Annotated in this window: 9 protein-coding genes and 1 pseudogene; 3 read left to right on the top strand and 7 right to left on the bottom strand. The window is 36.8% G+C overall.

Annotated elements, in window-relative coordinates:
- Positions 1 to 151 precede the first annotated feature (151 nt).
- Positions 152 to 1,552 carry a hypothetical protein gene (locus WBJ47_RS04980; protein WP_422245960.1) on the top strand — a complete coding sequence of 467 codons (1,401 nt, stop codon included), beginning with the start codon at positions 152 to 154 and terminating at the stop codon, positions 1,550 to 1,552.
- 7 nt (positions 1,553 to 1,559) lie between these two features.
- Here WBJ47_RS04980 and WBJ47_RS04985 read toward each other — a convergent pair whose 3' ends face one another.
- The 5 genes from WBJ47_RS04985 to WBJ47_RS05005 all read right to left on the bottom strand — a co-directional run bounded on the left by WBJ47_RS04985 (position 1,560) and on the right by WBJ47_RS05005 (position 8,890).
- Positions 1,560 to 3,503: an ArnT family glycosyltransferase gene (locus WBJ47_RS04985; protein WP_422245958.1), complete on the bottom strand. Its 1,944-nt coding sequence runs from the start codon at positions 3,501 to 3,503 to the stop codon at positions 1,560 to 1,562.
- 295 nt (positions 3,504 to 3,798) lie between these two features.
- Positions 3,799 to 5,640, bottom strand: coding sequence for an acyltransferase family protein (locus WBJ47_RS04990; protein ID WP_422245956.1), 1,842 nt, complete (start codon positions 5,638 to 5,640; stop codon positions 3,799 to 3,801).
- Between the two features lie 33 nt (positions 5,641 to 5,673).
- Positions 5,674 to 6,519 carry a hypothetical protein gene (locus tag WBJ47_RS04995; RefSeq protein ID WP_422245954.1) on the bottom strand — a complete coding sequence of 282 codons (846 nt, stop codon included), beginning with the start codon at positions 6,517 to 6,519 and terminating at the stop codon, positions 5,674 to 5,676.
- 74 nt (positions 6,520 to 6,593) lie between these two features.
- On the bottom strand, positions 6,594 to 7,694 hold the full coding sequence (locus tag WBJ47_RS05000; protein ID WP_422245952.1) for a glycosyltransferase family 10 domain-containing protein: 1,101 nt from the start codon (positions 7,692 to 7,694) through the stop codon (positions 6,594 to 6,596).
- The gene (locus WBJ47_RS05005; protein ID WP_422245951.1) at positions 7,691 to 8,890 is read right to left on the bottom strand and encodes a hypothetical protein; all 1,200 of its coding nucleotides are present in this window, start codon (positions 8,888 to 8,890) and stop codon (positions 7,691 to 7,693) included. The genes WBJ47_RS05000 and WBJ47_RS05005 overlap by 4 nt, the downstream gene beginning before the upstream one ends.
- Before the next feature lie 231 nt (positions 8,891 to 9,121).
- On the opposite strand from WBJ47_RS05005, the gene rfbF reads away from it, so the two are divergent.
- Together rfbF and rfbG are read left to right on the top strand one after the other, a co-directional pair.
- Entirely contained in the window at positions 9,122 to 9,886 is a 765-nt protein-coding gene (gene rfbF, locus WBJ47_RS05010) for a glucose-1-phosphate cytidylyltransferase (RefSeq protein ID WP_422245949.1), read from the top strand.
- Positions 9,871 to 10,974: a CDP-glucose 4,6-dehydratase gene (rfbG, locus tag WBJ47_RS05015; protein ID WP_422245947.1), complete on the top strand. Its 1,104-nt coding sequence runs from the start codon at positions 9,871 to 9,873 to the stop codon at positions 10,972 to 10,974. Before rfbF ends, rfbG begins: the two co-directional genes overlap by 16 nt.
- 35 nt (positions 10,975 to 11,009) lie before the next feature.
- Here rfbG and WBJ47_RS05020 read toward each other — a convergent pair whose 3' ends face one another.
- Together WBJ47_RS05020 and WBJ47_RS05025 are read right to left on the bottom strand one after the other, a co-directional pair.
- Positions 11,010 to 11,954 (bottom strand): SGNH hydrolase domain-containing protein, encoded by a 945-nt coding sequence (locus WBJ47_RS05020; protein ID WP_422245945.1) that lies wholly within the window; start codon positions 11,952 to 11,954, stop codon positions 11,010 to 11,012.
- Positions 11,955 to 12,011: 57 nt separating this feature from the next.
- Positions 12,012 to 12,893 (bottom strand): annotated as a pseudogene (locus tag WBJ47_RS05025) (acyltransferase family protein).
- Positions 12,894 to 12,906: the final 13 nt, after the last annotated feature.

The following is a 12,906-nucleotide window of genomic DNA, read 5'->3' on the forward strand; positions in this document are numbered from 1 at the left end:
TAAAATCGTGGGCCAATCATTTATTGATTATATGATCAAGAATAGGCTGTCTTTGCTTTTTATCATTCTTCTATTCAAAATTACAGTTAATTCCACGAATGGGATTTGGGTTGATGATTTCTGGGAGCATGCCTCAGATATACGAGCCTTCATGAATAACCCCTTTAGTCCTGGGCACCCACAGTTTTTAACGACAGATCCCCATGTTTTCTTAAATCCGTACACCTTTTTAGTTGCACTGTCTGGTTTAGCGGTGGGATTAGACCAAATAACAAGTCTTGCATTGTTTAGTATTGTTAATTACTGTCTTTTTTTTACGGGATTATATTTATTTATTTCAACCATTGATAATAAAAATAAGAAGGATATTTGTTTTTATACAGTTCTATTAATATTATTTCTGCATGGCGAAAATACGTGGCAATTTAGCGGCTTTTTCAATAGCGAAATTTTCTTAAGTGTAATGCCACTGCCATCTACATTCGTAATGGGACTTTCTTTAATTGGATTTCATCTTAACTTTTTAAGAACGAAACAATCTAGAAATGTTCTACTATTTCCATTGCTAGCAATTACCACTTTTTCAATATTATCTCACCCACTCACCACAATTTTTTTATTTACCGGTTTGTTAGCGCAATCACTTGTAGATAAAAGAATCTCTTCACTTATTACCTTTACTTTACTTTTCTTTCTTACTTTTTTATTTGCGAGTTTTTGGCCATTTTTCTCAATTGTTAATTTAATGTTTTCAGGTGGCAATACATATCATGCTTTAAACATTAATTTGTATTCTAATATTTTAGAAAAGATTTGGACATCATTAATTTTAATCCCGTTTATATTAAATATTATTTTCGATAAACAAAATCGAGTTTTATTATTTTCATTAACTATCTTGATTGGCATTTACTTATATGGTTACTTTTTTCAAAAATATGCGTATGGAAGATCTATATCTTTTATATTGATAATAGTAAATATTTTTATTGCAATATTCATTATCAGGTATGAGTTAAAGTTGAAAGACTTTAATCGCAATATTTATTTATTTACACAACTAATTTTTATAATTATATTGGTTATATTTAACGCTCCCTGGATAAAGGAATCAACTCAGCGCGCATTAACCATCGCAAACAGCTTTAGAATTGGTCGTCCAATTTTTAATGAAATAACTTTTTCAGATTATACTTTTTTGAAACAATATACAGGTCTGAACGATCTCATCATTGCAGATTTAAATTCCTCGTGGATCATTCCTGCCTTCAGTGGGAAAGTTATTGCAACAATGCTTCCTGCTCCCCTTGTAAAAGATGTCACATCTAGAACAAATGATATGGTTAGTTTTTTTGATTTAAACACCTCCGCTGAGACACGCTGCAGAATTATTAATGTGTATAAACCGAAATTTCTGTTTTTAATTAATCCCCCAGAAACTAACTTTGAAAGTCTATTCAATCAATTCGGACCCAATGGAGGGGGTGATTTAATTTTTAAAAATACTAAATTTACATTATTAAAGATTAATAAAAATTACAGTTGCAAATGATATTTTTTTATTTTGGCATATATATTTTTAGCGCATCACTTTTCCAAACTATATAAAAATTTCTATTTACTAAGAGGACGGGATTTGTTGTCGCCCATGCGGGGACAATAAATGCACACAAATTTGAATACAAAGAATTAATCTTACTGTCTGAATATGTTTTTATTGATTGATTAGTAACTTCAATATGATTAATTTGTTTTTTCTCAGTTGAATTTTTATTAATTAAAACCAATAAGGCATACTCCCAATCATTTCCAAACCCCAATAATCCAATTGACTTACAGTCTGACTTATTTAAGTAATCAGCTGCATCCTTATAAGAATTTTGAATTTTATTATTTCCAGAGAAATACTGATCTTCTCGCGAGATATTAAATACACTATTCGAACCTAAAAATGGCTTATTTACTGATGTTATTAAAAATGATATTGACCAATATATCGCTGCACAGAGCATAATATTTCCAACTTGGATTAACTCTAATTTCGAGAATATTTTAGTTAATTTTGGTAATTTTTGTGCAAAGAAAGGGAGTCTGATTAATATAATATCTTTAATTTGATAATTTTGTAATTTTTCAATGATATAACCAATAAAAGGAGTCAATATTACAAATAGTGGAAGATGTAAACGACTGTGCCATGGTTGCCATCTTAAATATCCACAAAAAATAATGAATCCGCTTAGAGTACACAAGATATACAAAGTGATTTTTCTTTTGCGTGATAGAAATAAAAAATATACTGCAATGCCTAGCGCTAACAAAAGTACGTGTACATAATTTCCTGCATAATCCTCATGTTTCATTATTCCCTGCAACTTAAATTCATATTCTGGCCACGATATTCTTCTATCATTTTTATCAATATCAATATATGCATGTATTTTAGAAATTACTTTTTCTATTTTTTTATCTAAAAATGTGCCAGTTTCAATATGCAATCCTATATTTCGCACTAAATTTGAAATGACGGTCGTGGGGGTTATGATTTCGCTTGCATATGAATAATTTCCAGTTTCTGTTGTTTGACCTAATGGCGAACCAACTAACTTATAATTCCTATAATAATGCCCACTATTTATTAAAATTACAGCAATGGGTATTAGCATCAGTAAAAAAATATTTTTATAAGTTAAATATCTTATTTTTGATGCAATAAGCCAAACTAAAAATGGAAAGCAAAAAATATACGCAGTTGGTTTTGTTAAAAGAGCTAAACCAAGAGAAATTCCAGCCCCTACAGCGTTAATCAAATTGATTTTTACTCTAATACTTAAGCAATAATGTACAAAACAAACTATCCAAAGTGCTACAACATAATCTGTTTGTGTTGAAGTACTTTGCAATATTCCCATGGGTAAAGCTGCACAAAGAACAGCCGAATAAATTTGGCCTTTTAGAGTAGCTCCAAGCTGTTTTGCTATAGTTGAAACAACTATTAATGAACTTACCATGCTCAACCATTGAACATAATTTGCATATCTATCGGAATTGCTCAATAGCTGCAAATTAAGAATGGCATACTCTGACCATGGGCTTGAAAATAATTGCCTTAATATTGATGTGGGGTAAAAATCTACAGATCTGTTTTGAATCCAATGCATCACACGACTCATATGATAAGTCATTGAATCATACGTATTAGGGGGGGCGTACCACGCTAAGACCCCTGTGATTAACAGCACAGTGACCATGTACCCTAAATAAATATATAAGATTTTTTGATTATTAAAATCAGTTAAATTTGATTTAATTACAAAGTTATTTTTATTTTTTTTAATGTAAAAACACTCTTTAATAATCCAAAAAATTATTACTATTATCCAAATTGCCTGTATATTTTTTGAATCAATCAAGCCGTATAGGCTTAATATTTCAGTTATTACTAATATTAATACAGCTAGTAAAGCCACATTAAATATGTATCTTTCACGTATATTATTCATTTTTTGTTTTCGATTTTATTGAATTAACGCACTTTAAAAGATATTTTTAAACAAAAATCTATGGTTTTGGATAAATTCCATCAAATATTTTTACTTCATTTATTACATATCCAGGCCTCAAGTGCGAGTCATCATTATAAACTGGCATACCGCCATTATATAATCTTATGCATAAATTATCAGGGCATAGATATTTCAATTGATCCAAGTAATAGGCACTTGATTTTTTTGCTATCAATTTCAATTCATTATTTAAACTGAACTGTATTCCAGAAATAGGGATGTGATTTTTAATCTATTCAAGGTCTATTAAGTTCAATCTATTACCTATGATTTTTCTTGGATCGAATAAATCATTCATAGGATTATCTAATAATAAATATACCTTATACTTTTTTGATAATTCTGAAATATACTTTTCAAGTTCTAGTTTTGATTGCTTAACGCCTTCCTTTGATATATCTCTAAAATAATATCTTATGTTGTTTTCTTCATAATAATAATTAAAGTTATTGTAGTTTGTAACTTCACTAGCCTCAGTTTCAAAGTAGCAATTCCAACAAGCTCCAATAACTATTTTTTGAACCTGAGGGTTTTCGTTTAAGAATAAATTTATATTTGAAATAAAACTTCTGCATTGTGGATGTTTATCATCATAAACGTTAGGAATGGGTGGGCACCCAGGAATTGTATAAAAAGCGGAATTTTTAAATCCCCCTTCTTTAAATAATTTTACAATCCTTGGACCGAATTGTTGTACATGAGAGTCTCCAATGAATGCAATTTTAACTTCTTCATTATTTGTTACGTTATACGTATTCCCATTACTGAGAGATTTCTCCAACATTCCTTCTTTCCAATTCCAATCGTTAAATGCTGATACTAATAGACTGTAATTTTTAGCAAATTTACGATTAGGAAATCCATTATTTAAATATATTGTAATTCCAAAAATAAATACTAACGCTAGAATTGTATAAATTATTTCTATCCTTATCTTTACCTTATGTGCATATCTAATAGGTTTTTCAATGTATTGATATGTCAGCCAAGCAAATAAAAATGAAATCCCAACTAGTATTAGCCTAGTTGCAAAAGTAAATCCCTCAACATATATAATTTTTCCAAAACTTAAAAGCACCCAATGCCAAAGATACAAAGGGAAACTTATTAAACCTATATAAACTAGTACTTTATTTGACAGTACGTACTCATTTAATAAAGTATTCTTCCCAGACTGTATTATTAAAACCGTACCCATAACAGGCGCTAACGCCCACCATCCTGGAAAAATCACTTTAGTATTTATCATTAATAGACCAAATGCTATTAAAGCAGCGCCAATCAATGAAATAATATTATTATTGATAATTTTGTTATTTATTTTAATACTTTCAAATGATAAAGAATTTAAGAATTTAATTTTTTTATAGTTTTTATCTACAAACCACTCTTTATTTTGAAAACATGCTAACAATGCCCCCGCTCCGAGCTCCCAGAATCTTGTCTGCGGTAAATAGTATAAACCCTCGTGTTGATTTGTTTTTTCGTAAATATTAAGACCAAACGAAATGATTGTTATTATTAAAATACAAATATATATATTTGTATTTTTTCTCCAACATATCCACAAAAATAATGGCCAAAAAATATAAAATTGCTCCTCTATCCCTAATGACCATAAATTTAACAAAGGCTTTGTGTATGCATCCGCATCAAAATACCCAACCTCATTAAAATATAAAATATTTTCAATAAAGATTGTGCCGCCTGCGATATGTTTTCCTAGTTGTTTAAACTCAGGGCCTAATAAATACAACCAACCTATTAGCCCGCTAAATAACAAAACCAAAATTAGTGCAGGAAATATTCTTCTCGCTCGTCTTGAATAAAAATCAATAAATTCAAATTTATCTTTACTCAAATCCCCTACAATATTTTTTGTTATTAAGTAGCCTGAAATAACAAAAAATATATCTACACCAATAAAACCACCTTTTATCCAATTAGGTGATGCGTGAAATCCTATAACAAGCAACACTGCAATGGCTCTTAGCCCATCAATATCTGGTCTATAGGCATTATTACTGAGGCTGTTAGCGTTATTTTTACTTTTATTACTTACAAAAGTTGGCATTATCATAATAAAAAATTAATTTCAGTTACCCGGCTACCGGCGTAGTAACTTCTTTAATATAATTTTGATTTTTAAACGATACAGCTTTAAAAGCTGACTAAAATTATTTTCATATGACACGCAGTCACTTCGCCATGTAAAAGGCAAGTGTTCAACACACTGATAATCCTCAATCGGAAACGGGTTGCTACCAACCCAGCTCTTTCTCATCGCAACCCAATGCTCATCAAACTCATCCTTTGGCCCGTGTGAGCTTCCCTCTCCCCAACCAATATCAAGCGAACGACTGCAATACGGCATCACAACAAAACCTTGAAGTGTCCACTCTTCTATCAAATAATCAAAATGTTGATCAACGCCAGGCTTCCAATACTTTGATAAGGTATTCCACGCGGAACGACTGACTGACCAGCCTTTGCCGATACCATAGCGGAACTTTCCATATGACCAAAGCATATCGCGTTGCTTCGGCTCTTTTGAAAAGGCATTGATTGCCCTGAACTTTTTGTCGTTGGCATAACGTGCGTGCATGACATCGCAAAAATTAAAAAAATCATAGCCAAGTAAGATGTCATCCTCAACAACAACCGTATATTCGCAGTCAATGTTAGCAAAAGCTATTTCGAGGCCCGTTCGGACATTATTATTGATACGGTACTTCACGCTACTCTGTGAGTGATAGGTAATAACATGGTGCGTTGTATCAATCCACGATATTGCGTCTATGATTTGTTTGACTTCGTCAGATCCTTCCTGCCGAATAACAATTAGATTAAATTGTTCAATCAAATATACTTGTCTGAGAGCATTCAGTGTTTCTTTTGTTTTATCAGGTCGATTGAAAACAATGAAGACAACTGATTTTTTGTATACTGACATTTCAATCACCCAATTTAATTGATATCAGAAAATGTAGACTGGCGAAATTGAATCATCAATGTCTTGACTTGGCATCATTTATTGTATTGCTGAAGTAAACGCGTACTGATTTTCTTCAGTAAGTGGCCAGGGTAGTAATATAACAATCGCTTTAAAATCAGACTAAATTTATTTTTTTTCAATAGTCCACTTAAATCTTGCTTTACATCGAATTGATTCATCGCCATTAAGGTCACATCTTCCTTAACCCCCTGATCTGCATGCGGCGTAGTCGATTGATCGACCAGACAAATATCCGCAATTCGCTCGAATAAATTATATTTGCTCAACACAAGATTCTTCGAAGCAATCATTGCGTTTAAACGTTGCTCATATAAATCGCTTTCAATTATTTTCTCAATTTTTTTAATTGAGCCTTTAAAGTCGACTATATCAATAGTGGAAAATGATTCTGAGTCAAAGTACTCACTTGCATTGGGTGCCCCATAATAGATGGGATACGCCAGCCCTAAGAATGCGTCATATAATTTTTCGGTAATGACATTATTACGAGACTGGTTTTCTATCGCAATATGGTATTTGTAAGGCGAAATGCCCTCCCATTTTTGCTCTAACGGTTGGACTCCATTGCCAAACCAGTCAATTTGATCACCAAAGTGTGCTTTCAGAGCTTTAACAAATTTAAGCCTTAGCTGATGCTCCTCTGTCCAAATCTGATTCGAACAAAACACAGATAAAGTCTTTGTTTTGGGTAGAAAAGTGAGCTCCTCAAAAAAATTGCGGTCCCTATCATATGCTGAAAAAATCGATTGGCCATGATTGGCATTGATCATCCATGGTAAGTACGGCAATCCAAAAAAAACATTATCAGCATAAATATCATGACAAGTATAAACTCTGGCAAATTGTGCTAAAAAATTTTTCTTTAACTCCCCGTCATAAAAAAATCGGGGCCATGCGACTTCTGCAGTGAGAAAGAATACATTTTTCTTTTGAATATGACAGGTTTCGATAGATTTATAAGGTGCTTCTAAACAAAACCAATAATCTGCAGTTTTTACATCATCACGATTAATAAAAAAAACACAATCTCTGACCGTATTATCAGTACGACCAATAAATTGACTTATATCTGCAGCCTCAAAACCAGGCAGTGACAGTTTTATAGTGATCATGGCTTAACAATACCTTCACGGTATATTTCAAGCAGTCGTTCGTTTGATTTTGCAACTGACTGCTCGTAGGCCAGCTGCAATGATTTGACCGAATGTTCGTAGACTAGCTCAGGACTATCAATATATGCTTGTATTTTCTCAGCCAAGCTTACTTTTGCAAGATCATATCTGCCTTGAACCATTTCCGATTCAACATTAGCCATATAGTCTTCAATACTATTAAAGCGAAAGCCGTATTCGCCTAAACGATAAAATTGATTGGGGAAGTCGATCACTATCCCGTTCTGATTTTTAGTCAGATAATCACTCCGATGGTAGGTATTGGTAACAATCGGGTGTCCGTATTCGATACCTTCCCATGCATTGGCGCCACCATCGACGTGCGTCAAACAGATACTAATATCTGCATTTGATAATAATGCTTTTTTCGTTTTTGCTGAGAGTGGAGCTTCTTTAATGATCTTGATTGATTTTACAGACCTTAACTTATCTAATTCTTTTGCTGGAATATTCGAACAAGCGATCGTTAAGATCGCACCATTTAGCCGCCTAATTGTTAACCAAGATTCGATTAGTAAATCGATTGCTTTTAATTTATAGTCAGACGCCAAAAATAAAAAATGGCGCCCGTTCTGATCAGCGTGACATTTAATTTCGTTAATTTTTTTTCTTGGGATACAACGCATTTGCGGGTACTTGTATAACTTATGAATGAGTTCCGTGCCAAAATAATGAACAAACTGGTCCTCTAAACCGTCTTCGCCAATTAACAATCCTTTGAAGTTATTAGAGGCGATTAAACTCTTAATATCATCCAGCCGCTTTATAATCTCAAAGGGTTTACTGGCGCCAAAATAAACACCTGGCGTCAATATTTGATCATTGGGCTCAATAAAATAGGGCTTGGCGACACTCTCAGGTTTCTGCAAAAAATGTGCGACGTCCGCTTCTGGGTAGTTGGACCAGGCCAACGGCGCACAGTCCCCATACATGCGCTCAGCAATGTATGGGTGCGTATTCAAAGACTGAAGATGATAATAAACCGTTAACGCACGTTGACTACTGAGCGTCCGATGACTTCGCTGTCTTTGATATTTTTGATATTTTTGCGACAGAAAGTCGTAGGCTTTGTCTAATCTGAGTTTAGCTTGTATGCGGTGGATCAGTTTATTAGAGCGTGTGATTTGAATTGACATTGAATGTTGAGGCGATAAAAACCTATCTATTTATGACTTTATCAATCACGTGCGCGTTTATTATCCGATACAACTATTTTTAGGGCGCTTGATTGGTGACGACGACTTTTAGCAATCTTAAAGCTGTTTTAAAATCTAACGCATATACACGCATCTGTTGATCGTGGTTCAATGACTTTAGAGTTAATTCCAGACTCTTTAGCCGTTTATAGCAAGTATTTTGAGGATAACATGAAAGCTGTTTTGCTTGCGGGTGGTCTCGGTACACGAATTTCAGAAGAGTCCATCATTAGACCGAAACCCATGATTGAAATTGGTGGCAAGCCTATTTTATGGCACATTATGAAAATCTATTCCGCCCATGGCGTGAATGACTTCATTGTTTGCTGTGGCTACAAGGGTTATCTGATCAAAGAGTACTTCGCCAACTATTTCCTGCACATGTCGGATGTTACGTTCGATTTAGCAAATAACTCGGTGTCGGTGCATCATCAAAAAGCGGAGCCCTGGAAGATAACACTCGTGGATACCGGCGATCTCACCCAAACCGGAGGGCGCATTAAGCGTATCGAGGAACATTTAGACGGAGATTTTTGTCTGACTTATGGCGATGGCGTCGCATCAGTCAATATCACCGAACTCATCGCTTTTCACAAGGCACATGGCAAGGTTGCGTCAATGACAGCGGTTCAGCCCCCAGGCAGGTTTGGCGCACTCAAAATACAAGGTACCTCCGTCGCCAGTTTTCAAGAAAAACCCTCTGGCGATGGTAATTGGATCAATGGCGGCTTCTTTGTGTTGAAACCTGAATGCCTTTCTCTAATTGAAAATGACAGCACCATCTGGGAGCGCGAACCTCTCGAGGCACTGGCAAAAGGCGGTGAAATGCAGGCTTTTTTTCATCGTGGCTTTTGGCAGCCAATGGACACGTTACGCGATAAGAATTACCTTGAAGAGCTTTGGTCGAAGGGTGATGCGCCATGGAAGATTTGGTAATGACTGGTGCAAATGTTGACAAAGCCTTTTGGAGAGGTAAGCGTGTTTTCCTAACGGGTCACACCGGTTTCAAAGGTAGTTGGCTTTCAGTCTGGCTGGTTTCAATGGGTGCCCACGTTACAGGATTTTCTTTAGCGCCTAATACTGACCCCTCTCTGTTCGAGGTTTTGGGTGTCGAGCACCAAATTGATACCTCCATATTTGGCAACATTAATGATCTTGATGCGCTCGTCAAGGCGATGCGTGCCTCGCAAGCCGAGATCGTCATTCATATGGCAGCTCAGCCTCTGGTGCGTTACGGGTATGCAAATCCACTTGAAACATACACAACGAATGTCCTAGGGACAGCGCACGTGCTTGAAGCTATCCGTCAGATACCTTATGTCCGAGCCGTTTTGGTAGTGACGACGGACAAGTGTTATGAAAATAAAGAGCATGGCAACCCATTCCAAGAGTCAGACCCCATGGGCGGGGATGACCCTTACAGCAGCAGTAAAGCTTGCGCCGAGCTAGTAACCACAGCCTATCGGAAATCCTATTTCACGACAAATCAAGGCGGCGGTCGTACGGCAATTGCAACGGCAAGAGCTGGAAATGTTATCGGTGGGGGTGACTGGTCTTTAGATCGTTTAATCCCCGACGCCATACGCGCTTTTAATAGCGGCGAGCCTGTCGTCATTCGTAACCCACTGGCAATCCGACCATGGCAACACGTGATCGAGCCTCTCTCTGGTTATCTACTGCTCTTAGAAAATCTCTTTCACCATGGAGATCAATTTGCAAGCGCTTGGAATTTTGGCCCCCAGGATTCTGATACGCGTAGCGTAAGCTCGGTCATTGAATTGATGGCAATGCGTTGGCATAGACCTGCATCGTGGACGTTAATCGATGCAGAACAACCGCACGAGGCACAACTTTTGCGCCTAGACTGTGGTCGAGCCCATGACAAATTAAACTGGCACCCACGCTGGTCGCTTGAAGTTGCAATCGAAAATATATCCACATGGCACCGATCACATCACGAGCACGGAGACATGCTAGCGCTTAGTCTCGCTCAAATTGCTCAACACCAATCTCACACGCACTGACATAGTCGTTTTTTTTCAGCTCTTAACAGACAAACCTAACGACTTTTGCCGAATATTTTTTGCACTAAGTTAACTGAGCCGCCTTCGGTTAAATGCTCATAATCCCACGTGGTCAGCACCTGCTTATCTTGAAACTGGGTGGTGACTTGGCATGCCTGTCCATCACAAAGTATATCGAGTGCAGAGTGAAATCGTACTTTATGCAGCGCACTTATCGTAGAAAGCGATTGGTCTAGCTCGATAATTGCTGGTAAACCGGTATTAATGACTGTATTGATTTGATCAATATAGAGATTCCTCTTCAACAGATGCACAGGCAAAGATGGGTACCACTGAGGAACGCCACCGATCACATCGACAATCGTATTTGGCGATTCTTTTTTTATGGCATCTAACGTAGAGGCCAATTCACTAGCCACAGCAATGTCCTGATAGAGAATCCAATTCGCAAATAAAATCAACCGTTCAGGCCTGAGTGTTTTTACCTGCTCGAACACATATTGATTGATCTCTTTGCAAAATGGTCTCCAGGGCTGATTGATTGAAAGAACAGGCGGACAGCCGCTCGCTGAATACTGCGCGACATGCTCAAACTGATGCTTTAAACCAGGATAAAGGGCCGCAGCGTTGGAGTCCCCCCAGACCATGACACGTGAAGGCTGGCCGTCACCGACACAATTTTTTCCAAATGAGTGATAAGACTGCTCAGGCTGAAGAAAACACTGACCCACGCGCCAAAGAGTTCCAACATCGTAATGCGTGTATGCCAACAACTCCTTTTGTTGGGTAGAGAATCTATTTTCAAAACCTTTTGTGAAAAGACCTGAGACGCCGAAGACTACTAAGCCAATGCTTGAACTCAACACAAATATGACTAGAGTTTTGGTGCTTATCAACCCTATTTTTCTGAAGGGCTGCTCGACAAACTTGTAGCTAAGCCAACCACAAACCAGGCTTCCCAGCGCAAGTAAATGCTTCACGAGCAAGCTGGGCGAATCAATCGAAATATGCCTGGTAAATGCCAAGAGAGGCTGATGTCATAAGTACGCACTGTAACTCACTAAGCCAATTGCCATCAAGGGTTTAATTTCGAACAGTCTCGCTACAAAAGTTCGCTGCTCAACACAGCGCAATATCAATGCGGCTCCGAACGTCGGCACAAGCGTCGCCAAGCCTGGGAACACTGTGTTCTTATCAAAAAAACAGATTGAGTACAGTATTAACAGCAAACCGCCCGTACTCAATAACTCAGCGACCCAGTGAGGTAATTGATCTCGGTTATTAGCATCTATCATGTAGCATGCAACTGCGGCACCTATTAAAATTTCCCATCCTCTGGTGGGCAGCATAAAGAATTTAAACGAAAGTTTGTCGACAAATACTGTCTGCAGCATTAAGAGTTCAATCAGTATGATGAATACTATGAGCCCAAGTAATGATGTCTTCTTAAAGCGCCGCGTGACCAACAGGAAGAATGGGAACAGTAAATAATATTGCTCTTCGACTGCAAGGCTCCAAGTGTGTACTAACGGAGAGAAGTCAGTTGAAGGATCGAAATAGGTATTGTTGCGCCAAAAATAAAAATTCTGAAGAAAAAATGGGATGCTGATTAAACTACCAGAAAATTGTTGCATGTCATAGGGCAGTAAAACTACCCAAGCGACAGGCAAGCAGAAGAAAATAACAACAAATAACGCGGGTAGAATTCGCCGCGCTCTACGCTCCCAAAATTCAACCAAAGAAAACGTCTGATCTCTTATTTGCTACAAGATCAAAGTGGTAATCAGATAACCGCTAATCACAAAAAAAATGTCGACGCCTACATAACCACCGGAAAAGCCAACGACTTCAGCATGAAAAAAAATGACTGCAATAACAGCTAACGCTCTTAGACCATCAATTTGGCTCTTGTATTTCATTTAACCCAGCGCG

The organism is Zwartia sp. (genome assembly GCF_049655405.1).
Taxonomy (GTDB): Bacteria; Pseudomonadota; Gammaproteobacteria; order Burkholderiales; family Burkholderiaceae_B; genus Zwartia.